At 69.2% G+C, this 21346-nt stretch carries 20 protein-coding genes and 2 pseudogenes; 19 read left to right on the forward strand and 3 right to left on the reverse strand.

Annotation, left to right across the window (positions count from 1 at the left end; genetic code table 11):
* Positions 1-940: 940 nt before the first annotated feature.
* On the forward strand, positions 941-2182 hold the full coding sequence (locus GEV10_25680) for an MFS transporter (protein MQA81822.1): 1242 nt from the start codon (positions 941-943) through the stop codon (positions 2180-2182).
* Between the two features lie 29 nt (positions 2183-2211).
* On the opposite strand, the pseudogene GEV10_25685 reads toward GEV10_25680, so the two are convergent.
* Positions 2212-3431: pseudogene (locus tag GEV10_25685) on the reverse strand (CoA transferase).
* Between the two features lie 2 nt (positions 3432-3433).
* Positions 3434-5080 carry an AMP-binding protein gene (locus GEV10_25690; protein MQA81823.1) on the reverse strand — a complete coding sequence of 549 codons (1647 nt, stop codon included), beginning with the start codon at positions 5078-5080 and terminating at the stop codon, positions 3434-3436.
* Positions 5081-5151: 71 nt separating this feature from the next.
* Here GEV10_25690 and GEV10_25695 point away from each other — a divergent pair.
* The 18 genes and pseudogenes from GEV10_25695 (at position 5152) to GEV10_25780 (ending at position 20932) form a co-directional block, all read left to right on the forward strand.
* Positions 5152-6453, forward strand: a pseudogene (locus tag GEV10_25695) (bifunctional 3,4-dihydroxy-2-butanone-4-phosphate synthase/GTP cyclohydrolase II).
* A 16-nt stretch (positions 6454-6469) separates the two neighbouring features.
* The gene (locus GEV10_25700) at positions 6470-6886 is read left to right on the forward strand and encodes a RidA family protein (GenBank protein MQA81824.1); all 417 of its coding nucleotides are present in this window, start codon (positions 6470-6472) and stop codon (positions 6884-6886) included.
* Positions 6887-7007: 121 nt separating this feature from the next.
* Positions 7008-8603 (forward strand): AMP-binding protein, encoded by a 1596-nt coding sequence (locus GEV10_25705; protein ID MQA81825.1) that lies wholly within the window; start codon positions 7008-7010, stop codon positions 8601-8603.
* A gap of 25 nt (positions 8604-8628) precedes the next feature.
* Positions 8629-9117 carry a hypothetical protein gene (locus tag GEV10_25710; GenBank protein MQA81826.1) on the forward strand — a complete coding sequence of 163 codons (489 nt, stop codon included), beginning with the start codon at positions 8629-8631 and terminating at the stop codon, positions 9115-9117.
* Positions 9111-9527 carry a hypothetical protein gene (locus tag GEV10_25715; GenBank protein ID MQA81827.1) on the forward strand — a complete coding sequence of 139 codons (417 nt, stop codon included), beginning with the start codon at positions 9111-9113 and terminating at the stop codon, positions 9525-9527. Before GEV10_25710 ends, GEV10_25715 begins: the two co-directional genes overlap by 7 nt.
* On the forward strand, positions 9524-10171 hold the full coding sequence (locus tag GEV10_25720) for a hypothetical protein (protein ID MQA81828.1): 648 nt from the start codon (positions 9524-9526) through the stop codon (positions 10169-10171). Before GEV10_25715 ends, GEV10_25720 begins: the two co-directional genes overlap by 4 nt.
* Positions 10168-10824 carry a flavin reductase family protein gene (locus GEV10_25725; protein MQA81829.1) on the forward strand — a complete coding sequence of 219 codons (657 nt, stop codon included), beginning with the start codon at positions 10168-10170 and terminating at the stop codon, positions 10822-10824. Before GEV10_25720 ends, GEV10_25725 begins: the two co-directional genes overlap by 4 nt.
* A 4-nt stretch (positions 10825-10828) precedes the next feature.
* Positions 10829-11140 (forward strand): muconolactone delta-isomerase, encoded by a 312-nt coding sequence (locus GEV10_25730; GenBank protein ID MQA81830.1) that lies wholly within the window; start codon positions 10829-10831, stop codon positions 11138-11140.
* 102 nt (positions 11141-11242) lie between these two features.
* Positions 11243-12445 (forward strand): ABC transporter substrate-binding protein, encoded by a 1203-nt coding sequence (locus tag GEV10_25735; protein MQA81831.1) that lies wholly within the window; start codon positions 11243-11245, stop codon positions 12443-12445.
* Positions 12446-12474: 29 nt separating this feature from the next.
* The gene (locus GEV10_25740; protein MQA81832.1) at positions 12475-13359 is read left to right on the forward strand and encodes a branched-chain amino acid ABC transporter permease; all 885 of its coding nucleotides are present in this window, start codon (positions 12475-12477) and stop codon (positions 13357-13359) included.
* A complete protein-coding gene (locus GEV10_25745; protein MQA81833.1) occupies positions 13352-15214 on the forward strand; it encodes an ATP-binding cassette domain-containing protein in 1863 nt (620 codons plus the stop codon). Before GEV10_25740 ends, GEV10_25745 begins: the two co-directional genes overlap by 8 nt.
* 4 nt (positions 15215-15218) lie before the next feature.
* Positions 15219-15929: an ATP-binding cassette domain-containing protein gene (locus GEV10_25750; protein ID MQA81834.1), complete on the forward strand. Its 711-nt coding sequence runs from the start codon at positions 15219-15221 to the stop codon at positions 15927-15929.
* 66 nt (positions 15930-15995) lie between these two features.
* Positions 15996-16634, forward strand: coding sequence for a TetR family transcriptional regulator (locus GEV10_25755; GenBank protein ID MQA81835.1), 639 nt, complete (start codon positions 15996-15998; stop codon positions 16632-16634).
* A gap of 210 nt (positions 16635-16844) precedes the next feature.
* Positions 16845-18029 (forward strand): LLM class flavin-dependent oxidoreductase, encoded by a 1185-nt coding sequence (locus tag GEV10_25760; protein MQA81836.1) that lies wholly within the window; start codon positions 16845-16847, stop codon positions 18027-18029.
* A gap of 65 nt (positions 18030-18094) precedes the next feature.
* Complete coding sequence (locus GEV10_25765; protein MQA81837.1) at positions 18095-19582, forward strand: aldehyde dehydrogenase family protein; 1488 nt, start codon at positions 18095-18097, stop codon at positions 19580-19582.
* 15 nt (positions 19583-19597) lie between these two features.
* Positions 19598-19909 carry a hypothetical protein gene (locus GEV10_25770; GenBank protein MQA81838.1) on the forward strand — a complete coding sequence of 104 codons (312 nt, stop codon included), beginning with the start codon at positions 19598-19600 and terminating at the stop codon, positions 19907-19909.
* Positions 19910-19932: 23 nt separating this feature from the next.
* A complete protein-coding gene (locus tag GEV10_25775; GenBank protein MQA81839.1) occupies positions 19933-20328 on the forward strand; it encodes a VOC family protein in 396 nt (131 codons plus the stop codon).
* 25 nt (positions 20329-20353) lie between these two features.
* Positions 20354-20932: a hypothetical protein gene (locus tag GEV10_25780; GenBank protein MQA81840.1), complete on the forward strand. Its 579-nt coding sequence runs from the start codon at positions 20354-20356 to the stop codon at positions 20930-20932.
* 11 nt (positions 20933-20943) lie between these two features.
* Here GEV10_25780 and GEV10_25785 read toward each other — a convergent pair.
* A partial coding sequence (locus GEV10_25785) for a transposase (protein ID MQA81841.1) occupies positions 20944-21346 on the reverse strand: 403 nt, incomplete at its 5' end.

Consider the following 21346-nt stretch of genomic DNA (forward strand, 5'->3'; position numbering starts at 1 on the left):
GAGATGCTCACACCCTCCTTATGCAGGGCGCGGAACCGACGCAAGTTCATCCAATCCTCCTGATCCAAGATCATCGAAAGCGGTCACCCTTCGGTCGTCTGCTTGGCCGCTGACGAACCGAAGGGTGATCACTCACGCATCGAACACAGCTACGACGCGCCGAAATCTCTGGACATGAGGTCGTACCCCGCTATGGACATGAGGTCGTACGCGGACAATCACCACCGAATCGCGAGGAGACCCCCATTTGAACATGCGGCTTCACCTGATCCTCGGCGGTCACGACCAACCCCGCGCCCATCGCCAGGGCGCCGACCAGTAGCACCCGACGTGGACCGAACCGGTCGGCCGCCGCCCCCGTAATCCCTCCGAGACCGAAATACGCGAACGAGGCGACGGAGAACAGTGTGGCCCCCGTCGCCCGGCCGACTCCACGTCCGGCGCGAATTCGCAGACGGCGGAGGTCAGCGCCGCGTGGTCGAAGACATCGCACACGACGGAGTCGGCGCCGAGCGCCTGGAGTTGTTGCGCTTTGCCCGGCGTACGCGTCATCCCAGACACGTGGTGCCCGGCGTCGACGAGCAGCCGAGTCGGGCGTAGGCCGATGACGCCGCTCGCCTGCGATGAAGAAACGAAGTGCGTCACGCTGGTGTCAAGTGATGACAACTGTCTGGCACCGTGGACGTGTTGGTTCCGCCATTGAACATTCCGCCCAGCCTCGAATCCCTGCACTGGCAGGTGGCGACGCGGACTGCCGACGAACGACTTATGCGCAGCCCTGGGCCGACATCAACGCGACCGTCGACGCCACGCGACTCAATTTGATCGTCAGCAATCAGCATGCGATGACACCTGTCCAGCACCGGCCGCGCACTCGCAGGTCGGAAAGCTTCGGTGCCGCATCCTAGGCCGCCAAGCAAGCGTTTGCTAGCGTCATGGCATGAGGGGCCACGCCGCCACGCCGCTCTCCATGTTCGACGCCGCTTACGGGGGTGGCACGCAGGAAGTGCGTCCTGGGCAGGCGTGGATCATTCTCGCCGCCGCGTTCGCCGCGATGTTCAGCGCCTTCGGCATCGCCTATAGCTACGGTGCCGTCGTGGAATCGCTGCGCGCCGACCTTGGTGTCGGCCGGGCGGCGGGGGCCACACTGTTCTCCGTCGCCTCGTTCGCGTATTTCGGTCTCGGAGGGATTACGGGGGCGGCGGCCGACCGGTTCGGTCCACGTCGGGTGCTACTGGTCGGCGCCCTGGCGATGGGCGCGGGGTTGGTCGTGACGGCGCAGGCTGACTCCATCGGCGTTGCGCTCGCAGGCTACGGGCTCGGAGTCGGCATCGCCGTCGCTTGTGCTTACGTGCCGATGCTCGCGCTGGTCAGTGGTTGGTACACGAAGCGTCGGACGTTTGCGCTCGGGATCGCCGTAACCGGCATTGGGCTCGGGACACTGGCGGTTCCGCCCGCCGTGGCGGCGTTGGTGGCCGAGATCGGATGGCGCGACACATACCGCGTCCTGGCGGCCGGCGGAACGGCCGTGCTGGCCGGGTGTGCAGTCGTGGCCCAACCGCCACCGCCGAAGGACAACGGCCCGGGCGTTCGCCTGCGCGACGCGCTCCGCATGGCCGACTACCGCCGGCTCTACGTGTCGATGCTCTTGCTCTCGCTTGCCTTGTTCGTCCCGTTCGTGCACTTGCCGGCGTACGTGCAGGAGCGCGGCATCAGCCCAGGCCTGGCGGCGCTGCTCATCGGCGCGCTTGGCACCGGCAGCGTAATCGGGCGCCTCGCGCTCGGCGTGGTCGCCGGCTGCTGGCTGCTGCGCACCTACAAAGCCTGCTTCGCGGTGATGACGCTGAGCTTCGCGGTCTGGGCCGGCGCCGGTGGCAGCTACCCAATGCTCTTGTTGTTCGCGAGCCTGCTGGGCGTGGGCTACGGCGGCTTCGTGGCCCTCAGTCCCGCGGTCGTCGCCGCACGTTTTGGGGTTGACCGCCTCGGTTCGGTGCTTGGCGTTCTGTATACCGGGGCGGCGCTCGGCTCGGTCGCGGGCCCGCCGCTCGCCGGGGCGGCGATCGACGGGGCTGGCCACGGCGCGGCGATCGCGGGGTCGCTCGCGTTCGCGGCGGCGGCTCTCTGCGTGCTGGTGCCCTTCACGCCGCTGCCCGACGACGACCCCAGCCATCTGCCGCGGTGATACGGGCAGACCGGGTCCCGCGCCGATTGCTAGGGCGGCATATACGTCGCGAGGGCCTCGTGAGCCGGACCGGCGACGGCGCCCGCCCCCAGGAGCCGGACGATCGCCTCGCCGGAGAGCCCGGCTTCGGCGAGAACCTGCTCGGTGTGCTCGCCGAGCGCAGGCGCTGGGCGCCGGGCCAGGTCGGCCGGCGTCGCGGAGAGCTTGATGGGCACGCCGAGGCGCTCCACCGGGCCGCTCGGGTGCGGCACTTCGATAAGCATCTCCCGGGCGGCCGTGAGGGGCGACGCGAGCGCTTCGTCGAGCTCGAGAATCGGCTCGAGGCAGCAGTCGTGCTGCTCGTTGAATGCCGCCCACTCGGCGCGCGTGCGCGCGGCCATGATGCCCTCCACCTCGCGGTGGGGCGGCGTGCCGGGTCGCGCGAACTGCTCGCTGACGAGATCCTCGCGGCCGATGCCGCGACACCAGGCGGCCCAGAACTTCGGTTCGAGCGCCGCGATCGTGACGTATCCGTCCGCGCACGCGTACGGCCGGTAGCACAGCAGACGGCCCCCGAGGTCGAGATCGCCGCGCCGGAAGTTGCCGTCGAACAGCCCGCGCGCCGTGTGCAGGACGGTCCACGCCAGCACGTTGTCGGCCATCGCGACGTCCACGAGTTGGCCCTCCCCGGAGCCGTCGCGCGCGCAGCGCCGAGAGGATCCCGATCACCGCCATTAGCGCGCCGCCGATGTCGCCGATCTGCGCGGCCGGCTGGACCGGCGGCCCACCTTCCTCGCCGGACAGGGCGAGCATCCCCGTGACCCCGAGGTAGTTTAGGTCGTGGCCGGCGCGCAACCACCGACGCGTCTTGCCCGTACCCGCTGATCGCGCAGTAGACCAGCCCCGGATTGCGCCGGCGAAGCGCGTCGTAGCCTACTCCGAGCCGGTCCATGACGCCGGGCCGGAACGACTCCAACACGACGTCGGCGCCCGCGGTGAGCGCCAGGAACGCGTCTCGGCCGTGCTCGTGCTTGAGGTCGACGCGGATCGACCGCTTGTTGTGGTTGAGCGCCAGGAACAGCGCCGAGCGCGTGCTGACGGCACCGGACTCGCGATACGGCGGCATCCAGCGGACGTAGTCGCCGTGCCCGCAGTCTTCGACCTTGACGACGTCGGCGCCCAGGTCCGCCAGCAGCAGCGAGCAGAAGTCTCCGGGCAGCAGCCGGCTCAGGTCGAGCACGCGCACGCCATCGAGGGCCCCGGCGCGCATCGTCACCTGCCGCGCGCCGGGCGCAGCGCCTCGCGGTCCCACGTGCGCTCCGTGATCCCGAGCTTGCGCAGCTCGACCTTCCGGATCTTCGCGGTGGGCGTACGCGGCAGCTCGGGCACCACTTCCACGTAGCGCGGGACCATGAACCGGGGGACGCGCTCGGTGAGGAACTCCACGAGGTCGGCCGGCGCGAGTTCGACGCCCGACTGGGGGACGACGATGACCTTGACCTCCTCCTCCTCCTCCTCGTACTCCGACTCCACGCCGACCGCGGCGCACTCCAGCACTGCGTGGTGCTCACAGACGCTCGCCTCGAGCTCCACCGAGGAGATGTTCTCTCCGCGGCGGCGGATCGCGTCCTTCATGCGGTCGAGGAAGTAGTAGTTGCCGGCTGCGTCCATGCGGAAGGCATCGCCCGTGTGCATCCACTGGTTGCGCCACGCCTCGACCGTCTTCTCGGCCATCCCGAGGTATCCGGCCATCATCGTCCACGGCTCGTCGCAGCGGACGATCAGCTCGCCGACCTCGCCCGGCGCGACCTCCTCGTCGTTCTCGTCGACCAGGCGGCAGGTGACGCCGGGCCGCGGCCGGCCGCACGCGCGGTAGTCCGGCGTGTCGTAGTCGGACGAGCGCAGGGGAGCGCTGGTCTCGGTCTGGTTGTATAGCGTCCGCACGCGCACGCCGAAGCGCTCGCGGAAGGCGTCGAGCTGGTGCGGCAGCGGAATGATCAGCGCCTTCTCGAGCGGATGGTCGCGGTCGTCGCTGCGGGGCGGCTGGTCGAGCAGGAAGCCGGTCATCGAGCCCATCAGACACACGCACGTCGAGCCGGTCGCGCGTACTTCGGCCCAGAACTCGTCCGTCCTGAAGCGCGGCTTGAGCACTACGCGGCCGCCCGCCTGCAACATCGCGCCGACTGCCACCTTGGCGGCGACGTGGTAGAGCGGCAGCATCGAGTAGTAGGCGTCGCCCGGGCCGAGGTCGCCCGGGGGCCAGGCGCCGTCGACGCTGGCGCGGATGTGGCCGTAGGGGATGAGGACGGCCTTCGAGGCGCCGGTGGTGCCGGAGGTGAAGAGGACGCACGAGATGTCGCTCTGGCCGAGCGTGGCCGACTCGTCGACCGGGTCGGCCACGGCGAGCGCCGGCTCCAGCGCGACGACCCTCCACGGCAACCGGCGAGCAGCGTCGGCGTCGCCCGCGACGACGAGTGTCTCGAGCAACGGGACCTCGTCGGCGATCTCCGCGAAGCGCTCGACGTAGCCGTCGTCGACGATGGCGACCCGCACGCCGGTCGTGTTGAGGACGTGCGCGAGGTACGTGCCGCGATAGTCAAGGTGGACAGGCACCTCGCCCGCTCGGGCGGCGTTGATCCCGAACCACCCGTGCAGCGACATCCGCGGCTGCGCGAGCATCGTCGCGACGTACTCGCCGGGCGCGACCCCGAGGCCCCTGACGAGCCCGGCCCACCGCCGCGCCGCGGCATGCACCTGGCCGAAGGTGTCCCCGGCCTCGCCGACGACGTCCACGAAGGGCCGGTCGGGCGCCTCCTGCGCCCTCTGCGAGAGGAGCCCCGCGAGCGTCCACTTGTGCCTTGCCACCTCCACCGCTGCACTCTCCTTTGCGTGGGGACACTTCGCAGCGCGCGAGTCCATGGCTCGCGCGCCGTGCTGCAGTCCCAAGCGTATCCCTGGACAGGTATCCAAGCAAGCGCTAGCTTAAGCGCATGACACCGGCCCCGTCCGAGAATCCGAGCCATCTTTCCGTCGTGCCCGTGGCGGCCGAACCGCCCGTCGCGGCGGCGCGGGCGCGGGCCGGCTCGCCCTTCGCGACGGTCGAGGACGGGCTCGCTGACATCCGCGCCGGCCGCATGGTCGTGGTGGTCGACGACGAGGATCGCGAGAACGAGGGCGACCTCACGATGGCGGCGCAGCTCGCCACCCCGGAGTCCGTCAACTTCATGGCCAAGGAGGGCCGCGGCCTGATCTGCCTCGCCCTTACGGGCGAGCGTTGCGACGAATTGGGTCTCGACCTCATGGCGGCCAAGAACGAGTCGCGGTTCGAGACCGCCTTCACCGTCTCCATCGAGGCGCGCGAAGGCGTGACGACCGGCACCTCCGCCGCAGACCGCGCCCGCACCGTCCAGGTCGCGGTTCATCCCGCGACGTCGGCGCGCGACCTCGTCCAGCCCGGCCACGTCTTCCCGCTCAAGGCGAAGCGCGGCGGCGTGCTTGAGCGCGCCGGCCAGACTGAGGCGGCCGTCGACCTCGCGCGCTTGGCCGGTCTGCATCCGGCCGGGGTCATCTGCGAGGTCATGAACGACGACGGCACGATGGCTCGCGTGCCGGACCTGACGCAGTTCTGCTCTCGCCACGGGCTGAAGATGGTGACCGTTGCGGACGTGATCGCCTACCATCGCCGGCATGACCGGCTGGTCGAGCGCGTGGTGGCGACCGACCTGCCGACCGCCTACGGCCACTTCACGGCCGTCGGCTATCGTGCGCTGGTCGATGGAAAGCATCACCTCGCGGTGGTCAAGGGCGATGTCGTCGACAAGCCGGACGTGCTCGTGCGCGTGCACTCCGAGTGCGTCACCGGCGACGTCTTCCACTCGCTGCGCTGCGACTGCGGCGAGCAGCTCGAGTCGGCGATGGCCCGGATCGAGCGCCAAGGCGAGGGCGTGGTGCTCTACCTGTCCCAGGAAGGCCGTGGCATTGGCCTGCTGGACAAAGATGTGCGCTTACAAGCTCCAGGAGGAGGGTCTGGACACCGTCGAGGCGAACCTGCGCCTGGGGCTGCCCGCCGATCTACGCGACTACGGCATCGGCGCCCAGATCCTTGCCGACCTCGGCTTGTCCTCGATTCGCCTGCTCACCAACAACCCAAAGAAGATCTACGGGCTGGAGGGCCACGGGCTGCGGTGACCGGCCAGATCCCGCTCGAGCTCCCGGCGAACCGGCACAACGAGGGCTACCTGCGGACGAAGGCGGAACGCATGGGCCACACGCTGCCCGTCCGCAACCCCTGACCAGGGAGGTGCTTGCATGCAGGCCCTCGGCTTCGTGAATCCCGAAGGGGCGCCCCCGCCCGTCGGCCAGTACACCAACGTCTCGATCGTCGGTGCCGGTGCGGCGACCGCGTACGTCGCCGGGCAGCTCGCGGTTGACGAGACGGGCGCGCTTGTCGCACCCGGGGACTTCGATGCACAGGCGGACGCCGTCTTCGCCGGCCTGGCAACACTGCTCGAGTCGCTGGGGTCGTCGCTCAAGGAGGTCGCGTTCGTCCGCGCCTTCCTTGTGCGCGACGAGGACTTCGTGGGGTGGCGCGACGCGCGCAGACGGGCCTTCGCCGAGCATGGCGTACTCGAGCCGCCGCCGGCCACGACCGTGGTCGTCAGCGGCCTCTACGGCGGCGCACTGATCGAACTCGATGCGGTTGCCGTCCTGGCCTCTGGCAGCTAGACTGAGAATCGATGCAAGCAAGCGCTTGCTTGACAATGGAGGGGCGGAGAACTAGCCTGCTGTCCCCGTGCCGGTCGCGGCTCCGTGGGGGAGCGCGGCCAAAGCGAAAGGAGAGAGCTCCGTGGCGACCGACGCGGTGCCTGACTACGAGCACGTCACCCTCCCGATGCTCCTGCGCCGCCGCGCCGAGGAGCATCCCGACCGCGTCTTCCTGCAAGAGGTCGGCGGCGACTCCCAGACCTACGGCGAGGTTCTCGCCGGCACGCGCCGGTGGGCTGCTGGCCTCCGCGGGGCCGGCGTGCAGCCCGGCGACAAGGTGCTCGTGATGATGCCGGCCTCGAACAGCTCCGTGCAGATCTGGTTCGCGCTCAACGGCATCGGGGCGACCGAGGTCCCCGTGCACAACGACTACCGCGGCCAGATGCTCAGCCACCTGATCGACGTCAGCGGCGCGCGGATGATGACCATCCACCCGCGCTTCCTCGAGCGCCTCACCGAGCTCGACCGCTTCGGCAACCTTGAGAAGGTCGTCGTCCTCGAGGAGGTCACGGACACCGGCCTGCCGCTCGAGGAGCTCCTCGCGGCGGACCTGCTCGCTGGCGCTGGCGCGGGCGAGGACGAGGCGCTCGACGGCCATCAGTACTACGACGTGTCGACGATCGTCTTCACGTCGGGTACGACCGGCCTCTCCAAGGGCGTGCTCAACGTCCACGCCCAGCTGCACGTCACGAGCATCGGCGCCTGGGAGACGCTCGGCCCAGACGACGCCTACTACTCCGTGCTGCCGCCGTACCACGTCGGTGGCAAGGTCGCGGTCTGCGCGATGCTCGGTGTCGGCGGGCGCGCCGTCTTCCGCGAGCGCTTCTCGACGGCCGAGTTCTGGGACGACATCCGGCGCTACGACTGCAACGTTGTGGCGCTGCTCGGCGCGATGGCCAACTTCATCTTCCGGCAGGAGCCGCGGCCCGACGACCGCGACAACCCGGCGGACAAGATCCTGATGATCCCGCTGATCCCGGAGGTCGAGGCGTTCAAGGAGCGCTTCGGGGTCCGGGTGCGCACGATCTTCAACCAGACCGAAATCAGCTCCCCGATCGCCACGACCGGCTACGACCTCTTCGACAACAAGAGCTGCGGCCGCGCGCGCCCCGGCTACGACTGCCGCGTGGTCGACGACAACGACGAGGAGGTCCCGCACGGCGGGGTGGGTGAGCTCGTCGTCCGCTGCGACCGCCCGTGGCGACTGATGGCGGGCTACTACAAGGAGCCCGAGAAGACGGTCGAGGCGTGGCGCAACCAGTGGCTTCACACCGGTGACGGCTTCCGCCGCGACGAGGACGGCAACTTCTACTTCGTCGACCGCTTCAAGGACGTAATCCGCCGCCGCGGGGAGAACATCTCCTCGGTCGAGGTCGAGCTCATCGTCAACCAGCATGACGACGTGATGGAGTCGGCCGCCATCCCCGTCACCTCCGACGTGGGCGAGGAGGAGGTCAAGGTCGCCGTCGTGCTCAAGCCGGGCCGCGAGCTCGCGGAGGAGGTGCTCGCTCGGTTCTGCACCGAGCGGATGCCGCGATTCATGGTGCCGCGCTACATCGAGTTCGTCGACTCCCTTCCCAAGACCCCCACGGAGAAGATCCGCAAGGCCGAGCTGCGGAAGCTCGGGATCACGGAGCACACGTGGGACCGCGAGGCCGCCGGCGCTCGCGTCGCGTGACCTGAACAGAAAGGCAGTGGGCACGATGTCATCAGCACAGGCCGAGAAGACCGACTCCCGACGTGAGCGACCCGAGCCGTCGCCGGAGGAGAAGGCGGTCGTCGCGGTGATCCGCTGCTTCGCCAAGGCCTTCGCCACGCACGACACGGACATGTTCATGTCCGTGTGGGATCAGGAGTACGGCGACCGGATCGTCTACCAGCCGGAGGAGATCGGCACGGACGTGAAGGGCCTCGACGGGGTCAAGGCCTACTTCGACCACGTTCCACAAGTCGTCCGCGCCCTCCGCGACGTCAAGACGCTCGAGTTCCGAGCCGAGCTGCTCGAGGACAACTACGCGCTCGTGCACAACCGTTTCTGGTGCCGCCTGGCGCTGCACAAGCGCCCGTTCGTCTACGACGGCCAGGTGCGCCAGTCGTTCGTACTCCGCAAGCGCGACGGCGAGTGGAAGGTCCTCCACTACCACGAGTCCCGCCAGTCGCCGGGCTTCGAGGAGGCCGTGGGCTCATGGTGAATGGACGCGCAGCGCGCCTCGCGCAGTTCTGGGACGACATGCAGCGCTCGGATTTCGGACACGCGGCGGAAATCTACGCGGCTGACGCCACGGTCGACCTCTCCGGGCTCGAGCTGCACGGCCGCGACGCGGTGCGCGAGCACATGGAGTCGTTCCGGCGGTCGTTCCCGGACGTCAGCTACACCGTCCACCACCGCGCCGAGCTCCCGGGCGACAAGGTGATCGAGGAGTGGTCGTGCGTCGCGACGCACGACGGCGAGTTCATGGGCCGCCCGGCGAGCGGCAACTCCGTCCGGCTCAACGCGGCGACGGTCTACGAGTTCGAGGGCGAGCACGTCACGCGCGAGCGCAGCTACATGGACACGTCCCGCACCATGCTCAAGACGGGCGTCCTGCAGAAGGCGCCATGACAGTTCTACGCCCCGACGACATGAGCGCGAAGCAGCTCGACGCGCTGTTCCGTCAGGCGATCGGGCCGCGGCCGCTGGCCATCGTCTCGACCACCGGGCGCTTCGGCATCACGCACCTGTACGTGACGGAGTGGTACTCGTCCGCGTGCTCGTATCCGCCCACCCAGTACTTCTCGATCGACCCCGAGGCCGAGGAGTGGCGCGGCGGCGAGCTGCTCGACCACCTGCGCGCCAATCGCGACTTCGTGCTCAACGGGGTCGATGAGGCGCTCGCCCCGGCGCTGGCCATCATCGAAGGGCCGCGCGACCCTGACTCGAGCGCCCTCCAGCGCGCCCGGCTCACCGCGATCCCGTCGACGCAGGTCGGCTCACCCCGGGTCAAGGAGTCGCCGACGCAACTCGAGTGCCGGGTGCTCGACATCTTCTCGGTCGGCAACCGGTACGTCGTGATCGGCGCCGTCGTCGCCTTCCACGTGCGCGAGGACCTCTTCGACGAGCACGGGGGCAAGATCGAGCAGACCGCCTACCGTGCCGTCGGCCGCATCGGCCTGGACGAGCACATCCGCTGCTCCGAGCTGTACCTGATGAGTCCCAGCCTTCCGATCACGGCCGACGGGATGCCACTCTCGGGCGCGACGACATGATCCTGCGCAATCCGGGGGAGCTCGAGAACCTCGCGTCCTACAAACTGCTCACGGGGGCGATGGTCCCGCGCCCGATCGCCTTCGTCTCGACCGTCGGGGCGGACGGCGTAGAGAACATCGCGCCGTTCAGCTGGAACACCGTCGTCTCGACGGACCCACCGATGCTGGCGTTCACGACCTTCCGGCTCCCGGGCCGCCTCCACGACAAGGAGGACACCCTCAGGAACGTCCAAGACACCGGCGAGTTCGTCTACAACATCGTCACGTACGACATCGAGCAGAAGATGGTCGACACGTCCGCTGACTGGGCGCCCGAGGTGGACGAGTTCACGCAGTGCGGCCTCACGGCGGTCCCGTCCACGGCGGTCAAGGCGCCGCGGCTGGCAGAGTCGCCCGTGAGCTTCGAGTGCACGCTCGAGCGGGTGATCGAATGCGGTGGCGGCGAGACGCACCTGGTCATCGGCCAGGTCATCGCGATCGACGTGGTGGACGAGCTGATCGTCGACGGACGGCTCGACATGTCGAGCGTCGCGCGGACCGGCCGCATGGCCGGGACGCAGTACGTCCGCACGAACGACGTGCTGGTCCTGGGCGCTGCGGCGGCCGGCACGCGCCAGCGCGCGTACGCGACCGACTACCTTTTCGACGTCTGAGCCCGTGGAGTTCCTCGTCGAGATGCAGGTCAACCTGCCGCCTGACGTGGACCCGGGTAGGCTGGCGGAGTTGCGCGTCGCCGAGGCGGCCCGGTCGCGCGAACTGCTCGAGGCGGGCGCGATCGTCCGCATCTGGCGGCTGCCGGGGCGGACCGCCAACGTGGGCGTCTGGGAGGCGCGCGACGGCTCTGAGCTGCACGCGCTCGTGGCATCGCTGCCGCTCTTCCCATGGCTCGACGTGACGGTCTCCGCCCTAGCGGAGCACCCGACGGAGGCGGCGGAGCATGCAGGTCAATCGGTGCGTTCGGGATCTTGACGTATGGCTGCCGACGCTCTAAGCTAGCGCTTGCTTGGTTGGCCGGCCTTAGAGGGGCTTGCCGTCGGGTCCTTACCGTCGGACGAAGGAGTGGGGTTGGAGATGGCGAGCGTAGCTCGTAGGTTCCTCACTGCCGCCGTGGTTGTTGCGGCGGCAGTGTTCACGGGTTGTGGCGGCGACGACGGGGCGCCGGCCGGTGGTGGTGGTGGCGACACCGGCACGATCAAGTATGGGCTGATATCGGCGTTCTCGGGCTCGACGGCGAGCTGGGGCACGGCGGAGAAGGCCGCGGTCGAGCTCGGCATCGAAGAGGTCAACAAGACCGGCATCAAGGTCGACGACACGACATACAAGTTCGAGCTCTTGACCTATGACTCGGCCTACGACCCCACCAAGGCGGCGTCGGCTGCGCAGGAGGCGCTCACCAAGGACAATGTCCAGTTCCTCGAGAACCTCGGCGCCGGCACGGTCGCGGCGGTGCAGCCACTCACCGAGCGCAGGAACGTCCTGCTGATCTGCGCGTGCGGCGGCGACACGTTCCTCGGAGAGGAGCATCTGCTGACCTTCCGCCCCTACTTCGATGTCCCGACCTCGCTGAAGGCGTCGCTCACGTACCTCCAGGAGTCCGACCCCAACGCGAAGAAGCTCGCGATGATCTATCCGGACGACGAGGCCGGGCACACCAACGCCGAGCGCTCGGAGCAGTACGCTCGCGAGCTCGGCTTCGAGACCCAGATGCACTTCATCGACCGCTCGACGCAGGACCTCGCGCCGCTGATGACGAAGGTACTCAACGGCGACCCGGACGCGGTTGACGTCGGTCCGTCGCCCGAGGCGCTGTACATCGGGATCGTCAAGGAGGGCGGCCAGCAGGGCTTCAACGGTCCGTACATCTTCCCGGACGTCCTGCACTTCGAGACCACGATCGACGCCACCGGCCCCAAGCCGCTGCAGGCGTCGCTCTCGTCGCCGTGTCAGCTCGAGCCGACCACGGACGTCGCGAAGAACTTCGCCAGCGCGTTCGAGGAGAAGGCCGGCATGGAGGTCCAGTGGTGGGCCGCCCAGAACTACGACGCCGTCCGGCTCCTAGCGAAGGCCATCGAGGAGGCGCAGTCGCTCGACACGAAGGCGGTGGCCGAGGTGCTCGGTGGGGATGCCATCACAGTCGACGGCGCCACCGCTGGTGGCGCCCCCTCGCTCAGCTACGGGACCGTGGTCAACGGCCTCCCCCGAGCGTTCGACGTGCCCTACCCGGTGTGCGAGGTCAAGGGCGGCAAGCTGATCCAGGCGACGACCGGGTCCTGATCGACGAGACTTGAGATGGGGAGGCCGCGCTGGCGGCCTCCCCGCCTCTCGAGGAGACTCACTTGTCCATATTCGTCCAGGTGATCCCGAACGGGATCGTGTCGGGGGCCCTGCTGGCGGTCGTCGCGATCGGGCTCACGCTGATCTTCGGGATCCTGCAGGTCATTAACTTCGCCCACGGGGTGCTCTTCCTGATGGGTGCGTACATCGTCTGGTACCTGACGACGCACGGCGTCCCCTACTACGCGGCGCTGCTCGCGGCCATGGCGCTGCTGGGGTTGGCCGGCGTCCTGCTCGAGATCGGGATCTTCAACCGCCTCCACGGCAAGGTGCTCGAGGGCGCGATCGCTGGCATCGCGGTGATGGTGCTGCTCCAGAACGCCCTCACCTACGTCCTCCCAGGCGACCCCCAGGCGCTCGACTCGCCGCTGAACGGCCGCGTGGAGCTCGGCGGCGTGGTGATCTCGCATCACCGCCTCTTCGTCGTGGCCGTCGCCTGCTCGCTGTGCTACGGCGTCTACGCCTTCATCAGATACACGCGGCTCGGGCGCGCGATCCGCGCGATGCAGCAGGACCGCATCGCGGCGGAGCTCCAGGGCATCAGGGTGCGCACGCTCGGGCCGCTCGCCTTCGGAATCGGCGCCGGGTTGGCCGGCATCGCCGGCGGCCTGGTCGCGCCGCTGCAGTCGATCTCGCTGACCATGGGCGACGCGCCGCTCCTCTCGGCCTTCGTCGTCGTGATCCTCGGCGGCATGGGGAGCGTGGGCGGCACCTTCGCCGCCGCGCTGTTGATCGGCATCACCCAGAGCATCGCCACGACCTACTGGAGCGCCCCAGGAGCCGTCGCGGTCAGCTTCTTGCTCGCAATGGTCGTCCTCGTCCTCCGGCCCGAAGGATTAGCGCGGCATGCCTGAGCGCACCGACGCCCACGCCGGCGGAGAGCACTCGGCCCGGCCGGGCCGGGGCGTGCTGGCGCGCGCCGTCGCCACCGTGGCGACGCTCGCGCTGCTCGTGTGGTTGCCGGCGATGGTGGACCCGTACACCGTCCACATGCTGATCCTGACCGCGCTCGCCGCGGTGCTCGCGATGAGCTACCGGCTGCTGCTCGTCGGTGGCCTCGCGTCGCTGTGCCACGGGACCTTCTACGGGCTGGGCGCGTACGCCTTCGCGATCATGACGACCAAGGCCGGCGCGCCGCTGATCGTCGGCATCCTCGCGGCGATCGCGGTGGCCGCCGTGGCCGCCGCGCTCGTCGGCATTCCCGCCCTGCGGACGGCCGGGGCGTACTTCTTCCTGATGACGTTCGCTTTCTACGTGGTCATGCAGTCGCTGACGCAGAACTTCGACTCGCTGACGAACGGCTTCGCCGGCATCGTCGGCGTCGGGGCCCCCGAGTCGCTCGTCGACGAGGTCGACTGGTACTACGCGGCGCTCGGACTCGCGGTCGTGTCATTTGCGGCGCTGTATGCGGTCGACCGCGCGCGCTGGGGCCTCGAGCTGCGCGCCGTCGGAGCGCGCGAGGACCTGGCCAAGGCGGTAGGGATCAACATGTACCTGAGCCTGCTGCTGGCGCTGGTGGCGGGCGCCGCCATCGCGGGCGTGGGCGGCGCCATGTACGCGAGCTACACGCAGGCGATCAACCCGACGTCCTTCGGACTCTGGGTCTCGCTCGCGCCGCTGCTGTACGTCATGATCGGCGGGCCGCGCTACCTGATCGGGTCGGTGCTCGGCGCGATCTACGTCACGCTCGTCCCGCTGCTGAGCGACTGGTCGGCACCGATGAACGCGATGTTCGCGGCGCTGACGCTGCTGCTCGTGATCATGCTCGCTCCGCGGGGGCTCTACACGACAGCCGTCGACGCGGTCCGCGCGCGCGTCGCCGGCCACGACGGCGCTGCCTCGGCGAAGGAGTCGGCGCTCGCGCCGGCGCCCGCGCCAGTGAAGGCCGATGCCCCAGGGACCGACGCCCCGCCGCCGTCGCGCAACGGCGCGGCGCTGCTGGAGGCCGAGGGCCTGCGGCGCAGCTTCGACGGCGTCACCGCCGTCAACGACGTGTCGCTGACGATCAGCCACGGCCAGATCGTCGGGCTCGTGGGCCCCAACGGGTCGGGCAAGAGCACCATTTTCAACCTGCTCACCGGCTTCCTGCGCCCGGATGAGGGCTCGATCGTCTTCGCTGGCGAGGACATCACGCACGCCAAGCCGCACCGGATCGCGCGCAAGGGCATCGCACGCGCGTTCCAGTCCTCCGTCGTCTTCGAGGACCTGACCGTCTACGAGAACGTGCTCGTCGCGGTCTGCGCTCAGCGCCCGGCGAATCCGCTGCGGCGCGCACTGCTGCCGGTGCGCGCGCGCACCGGCGACACCGCGCGCGCCCGCGCGGTGATCGACATGGTGGGCCTCCACGAGCATGCCGGCGTGCAGGCGGGCTCGCTGCCCTACGGCCTCAAGAAGGCGCTCGGTGTGACGGTCGCGCTGGCCACGGAGCCACGGCTGCTCGCCGTCGACGAGCCCGCCGCCGGCATGACCGAGGCGGAGACCGAGGCGCTCACCGCGATAATCCGTCGGATCCGCGAGCGCGGGGTGAGCGTGATCATCACCGAGCACCGGGTGTCGATGATCGAGGCGCTGTGCGACCACGTCGTCGCGCTTCACGACGGTCGCATGATCGCCGAGGGCACTCCGGCGCAGGTCTTCGCCGACCCGCTGGTGCAGGAGGCCTTTCTGGGGCAGAAGCACGTGGAGGAGTCCGTTGCCGTCCGAGACTGAGTACATCCTGGGGATCGAGGGCATCAGCGCCCGCTACGGCGGCGGGGCGCTGGCGCTCTCGGACGTCTCGCTGCGCGTCGCGAAGGGCGGCATCGTGGCGCTGCTCGGCCTGAACGGCGCCGGCAAGACGACGACGCTGCGCGTCGCGTCGGGGGTGATGCGGCCGTCCAGTGGTCACGTCGACTTCGACGGCCAGCGGATCGACGGCCGGTCCCCGGCCGCGATCGTCCGGCGTGGCGTCGCGCACTCGCCGGAGGGCCGCCACGTCTTCCCTGACATGTCCGTGCGCGAGAACCTCGAGCTCGGCGCCTACACCGTGCGCGACCGCGCCGTCCGGCGCAACCGGCTCGAGTCCACGCTCGAGGTCTTCCCACGCCTGCACGACCGCCTGCGCCAGCGCGCCGGCACGCTGAGCGGCGGCGAGCAGCAGATGCTGGCGATTGGGCGCGCGCTGATGAGCGACCCGAAACTGCTGCTGCTCGACGAGCCCATGCTCGGCCTCTCGCCGGCGATGTCGCGCGTCGTGGCCGAGACCGTCACGCGGATCCGCGAGGCCGGGATGTCGATCCTGCTGGTCGAGCAGAACATGGAACTCGCCCTCAGCGTGGCTGACTGGGTGTACTTCCTCGAAGCGGGCCGCGTGGTCGGCGACTCCGACGCCGCCAGGGTGCGCGCCCAGGAAGGGCGTTCGGTCTACATGTCAGCGCGGTCCTGAAGTGATCTCACGAGCGTCCGCGGTGCCGACTATGCTGCTGCGTGTTGCGTCGGGGGAGCGTTCACCATTCCTGTTCCTCACACCGGAGGCAACGACTTGACCCGTAGTATCCCCCTGCAAGCCTCTGACCGCGTACAGTCGCGGTACGGTGATCTGCTCGACGCCGCCACCAAGCTGTTCAGTGAGCACGGCTACGAGCGCACCACCGTGAGGATGATCGCCAATGAGATGGGCGTGCAGAGCGGGAGCCTGTACAGCCACATCAAGAGCAAGGAAGAGGTGCTCCGGCGGATCGTGATCGCCTGTGCCGAGTCGCTCATGGTGCGGGTGGAGGACGCGCGCGACCGCTCCGAGACGCCGGAGGAGCGGCTGCGGGCTATGTGCCGCGCGCACATGCGTGTGCAGCAGGAGGAGAAGGCCGCGGTCACCATCTACTTCGACGAGTGGCACAAACTCGACGAGGAGAGCCGCGAGTACATCGTTGAGCTGCGCCGCCGGTACGAGCAGGAGTTGGCGGAGGTGGTTGAAGAGGGGATCGAGCGGGGCGACTTCGGGCCGGTCGACGTCCGCGGCGCCGTGCTCGTGATCCTCTCGGCTCTCAACTGGGCGTACACCTGGTACCGGCCCGACGGGCGCCTGTCGCCGGAGGAGATCGCCGACCTGTTCGTCGACGTCATCGTCGAGGGCCTGCGTCGGCGCGACTGAAGGGGCGTTCCGCCCGCCCGTCGACGGCCAGCCAGGCCGCGGAAGTTCGCCATGGCGAGCAAGCGCTAGCCCAATCACTTGACAAGGCGGTCTCATGGACTAAACTAGCGCTTGCTCGCCGACCCGGTTTCTTGCCGAGAGACGCCCGGGAGCGGCACAGCGACTGAATTCGACGTCCGCCGTTCGAGGCGAGACCGGAGGGAGACCAACGTGCGATTCTACGTCCTGTCGATGCCCCACCCTTGGGAGCACATCTCGAAGCCCGTGCCCATGGCGGGACAGAGCACCGAGCTGTACCAGCGGACGCTCGAGGCGACGATCGAGCACGCCAAGGTCTGTGAGGAGTACGGCTTCGAGGGCATCTTCTTCAGCGAGCAGCACGGGGACATCGAGGGTTCGCTCGAGATCACCTCGAACCCGATCCAGCTCGACCTGTTCGTCGCGTCGCACACCGAGCGGATCATGGTCGGCCAGCTCGGCAACGTGCTGCCGGTCGCCAACCCGCTCCTGGTCGCCGACCAAGTCGCGCAGCTCGACCAGATGACGAAGGGCCGGGTGCTCGCCGGCTTCACGCGCGGCAACTCCCCCCGATGGGTGGACTCCTTCGGCCAGCAGATCGCCATGCGCGCGACCCGCTCGGACAAGTCGGAGGCTGACGAGCGCAACCTCCGCGCGCTGATTGAGGCCTGGGAGGTCATCAAGCTCGCGTGGACGCAGGACACCTTCTCGTTCAAGGGCGAGTTCTGGGAGTTCCCGGTGGCGGGTACCAAGTGGCCGTACCCGCCGACCAAGGAGTGGGGCAAGGGCGTCGACGACGACGATAATCAGCTTGAGCTGGGCATCGCCCCGCGGCCCTACCAGACGCCGCATCCGCGCATCTTTGCCCCGATGTCGGGCCGCGCGACCACGCAGAAGTTCTGGGCGACCCAGGGAGCGACCTGCGTGTCGCTCGCACCGAACATGGACCTTAACAAGGGCCTGCTTCGCATCTACCACGAGCACGCCGAGAACGAGGGCCGCCCCTACGGCCGCGGCGAGGGACTGATCGTGGGCGGCAGCTGCACCATCGCCAGCGACGAGGCCGAGGCCAGGCGCCGCACCGAGGAGTGGAAGGAGTGGGACGAGAAGTACTTCGGCTGCCCGCCCTTCAACCTGCCGCACCCGATCAACTTCAACGGCACGCCGGACCAGGTCGTCGAGCAGATCGGGAACATGCACGAGGACCTCGGGGTGGAGGAGTTCATCATCATGGACTACTACGGGGCGCCCCACGGCTACGAGATCAGCCTTGAGATGCTCCACCTGTTCGGCAGCGAGGTGCTCCCGCAGGTGGACGGCGTCTCGACCGACCCCGGGTCCGCGTACCGAGAAGAGCGGGTCGCGCAGGCGGTCTAGCGACGGCGTGACGGCGAGATCTCCCGGCGGCCCTTAGGAGGCGAAACGTGAGCGTGGTAGAGCACCTGCCGGAGGCGGTATCCGGCGCAACCGCGGCATTCCTCGAGCGCACGTCACTCGGGATCCTGATCGACGGGCAGTGGCGCGAGCCGGCTGACGGCACGACGTTCGAGACCCTCGACCCCGCCACCAACCATGTGCTCGCGACGGTCTACGAGGGCGGCGCGGCGGACGTCGAGGCGGCCGCTCGCAGCGCGCGCGCGGCGTGGCGGGGGCCGTGGACCCGCAAGATCAGCCCGACGGCGCGCGAGCACCTGCTGCACGCGATCGCGGAGAAGATCGACGCCCATGCCGACGAGCTCGCCGAGCTCGAGGCGCTCGACCAGGGAAAGCCGCTCGCCCACGCGCGCCAGGACGTGCGCGCGGCCGCCGACTGCTTCCGCTACTACGCTGGCTGGCCGACCAAGATCGCAGGCGACATCAACCCGTCCCGTTCGCGCGTCTTCTCGTACACCCTCCGCGAGCCGGTCGGGGTCTGCGGCGCGATCGTGCCCTGGAACTTCCCTATCGTCATCGCCGCGTGGAAGACGGCGCCGGCGCTGGCCTGCGGCAACGCCGTGATCCTCAAGCCGGCCGAGGAGACGCCACTGTCGGCGCTGCGCATGGCCGAGCTCGCGCTCGAGGCGGGGTTGCCCCCAGGCGTCCTCAACGTCGTCTGTGGCGGAGGGCCGACGACCGGCGCGGCGCTGGTGGACTGCCCGCTGGTGGACAAGATCAGCTTCACGGGCTCGACCGAGACCGGGCGCGAGATCGTCCGCCGCTCGGCCACCGGCCTCAAGCGCCTGACCCTGGAACTGGGAGGCAAGTCGGCCAACGTGATCCTGGACGACGCCGACGTCGAGGCCGCGGCCGCGCAGAGCGCCATCGCCGCGTTCCACAACTCAGGGCAGGTGTGCACCGCCGGCACCCGCGTGCTCGTCTCGAGCGCGCGTCACGACGAGTTCGTCGAGCGGCTGACCGACCAGATCGGCCGCCTCAAGGTGGGCGGCGCCTTCGAGGCCGACGTCAACCTCGGGCCGATCGTCTCCCGGACGCAGCTCGACCGGGTGATGGGCTACATCGAGATCGGCCGCGAGGAGGGCACCGAGGTGGTCACGGGCGGTAGGCGCTTGACGGACGGCGCACTCGCCGCGGGCAACTTCGTCGCGCCGACGCTGCTCGACGCCGTACGCAACGACATGCGTGTCGCGCGCGAGGAGATCTTCGGCCCGGTCGTCGGCGTCGTCACCTTCGACACGCTCGAGCAGGCGGTCGACACCGCCAACGAGAACGACTACGGCCTCGCGTCGTACGTGTGGACGCGCGATCTCAGCCGGGCGCATCAGCTCGCGCGCGAGATCCGCGCCGGGATCGTCTGGGTCAACGGCCTCGTCGGCCTCGACGGCACCGTGTCCTTCGGCGGCTTCAAGCAGTCCGGGTACGGGCGCGAGCTGGGCCCGCAGGCGATCGACGCCTACACGGAGACCAAGAGCGTCTTCATGTTGCTCTCGTGAACGGAAGGAGCTGAGATGCAGATCCGCATGGCTGCCGGCCCAGGCGGTCCTGAGCCCTCGGTCCTCGACGCGCTCGAGTTCAAGTCCTTTTCGCTCAGCGTCGACCGAGGGCTGGACCTGGAGGCGATCCGCTCGACCGGCGGCCCGGTGCGGCTGGAAAGCGACGACCAGGCCTGGGTCAGCTCGGCCTGGCTGCTCGGCCAGGAGCCGTACGCGAGCGACGCGTCGGCGCGCGAGGGCGTCGAGAAGATGGTGGATTTCGCCCGCAAGCGCGGGTGGATGGACGACGAGCGCGGCGAGATCGCCGCGCACGTCGAGCGCGGCTAGCAACGACGGGAGGACTCTCGACCATGGGCATCACTCGCATCGACAACGTCGGCGTCGCGGTGCGCGACGTCAACGCGACCGCACGGTTCTTTAAGGACAGACTCGGCCTGAACGTCGAGCTGTACGTTGAGTCGGAACCGCCGTCGGCGATGGTCCACGTCGGCGACCAGTACCTGTACGTGTTCCAGACGACCAACGGCGCCGACGGCGACCGCCGGTCCTCGGAGCTGGTCGACAACCCGCGAGGGCTCGATCACGTCTCCTTCACGGTCGAGGACGTCGACGCCACGTACGCCGAGCTGCGGGATCGCGGGGTTCAGTTCGAGGGCGAGCCGGCCACCGTCCAGGAGTGGCGCATGCGGATGGTCGCCTTCCGCGATCCCGACGGTAACTCCCTCTTCCTCGTCCAGAGCCTCTAGCAGCACCGGGCGAGAGCCACCGGGCATGGTCGTCGAGCGCAAGGACAAGGTCTATCTCTCGCACACCGATGCTTCCGGTGTCCTGTACTTCGGGGCGCCGGCCCAGTGGGTGATGCAGTCCTCGGCCGACCTGCTGACGGCGCTCGGGCTCGTGCTGCCGCGGGACGATGGCTTCTCCACGCCGGCGCGCGCACTCAGCATCGACTACCTCGGACCGATGGTGGCGCACGACGAGTTCCTCCAGCGGACGTACGTGTCGGCCGCGCGGCGGACGAGCTTCACCGTGCGGCACGACTTCTTCGTGGACGGCGAGCTGCGCATGCGCGCCGAGATGACGCACGTGTGCCTGTCGCTGGTGACGCGAGAGAAGCGGCCGGTGCCCGAGGAGATTCGTGGCGCGGTGGTCCCGAGCCCGGACCCCCGGCTGGAGGCGGCCTGGCGCACGCAGCTCGCCGCGGCGGGGCTGTCCTGCGGTGCGGACGACCTGCGCATGCTGTGGGCGACGGAGCAGGCCGTCGGACCGCTGCGTGATGCGCTCGCCGCGTACTCCCTGCGGCACGTCGCACCCGAGCCGGTGCTCGACTACGGGACGGCGCCGGCATGAGAAGCCGTGTGTCAAGCCGCCTGCTGGTTTGGGTTGAGCAGTCGTTGGAGTGCGTTGTGTTTGGTGGGGTCGTAGGCGATGTGGTCTTGCCAGCAGTGCCAGATGATGTGGAGCCAGGCGCGGGCGAGGATGCGCACGGTGTGGGGGTGGTCGTGTCCTCTGGTGCGGGCTCGGTTGTAGAGGTTGGCTGCCCAGGGGTTGACGTGTCTGGTGTCGGCGGCGAAGTCGGTGACGGTGTCTCGGAGTTGTTTGTCGCATGCCCAGCGGAAGCCGACGGATCTGAGCTTTCCGGATTGGCGGGTCGAGGGTGCGACGCCGGCGAGGCAGGCGAGTGCTTCGGGGGTGGGGAACCGGGCACGGCTGTCGCCGATCTCGGCGAGGAGTCGGGCGGCGCGGACGGTTCCGGAGCGGGGC

The sequence above is a fragment of the Streptosporangiales bacterium genome, assembly GCA_009379955.1.
Classification (GTDB): domain Bacteria; phylum Actinomycetota; class Actinomycetes; order Streptosporangiales; family WHST01; genus WHST01.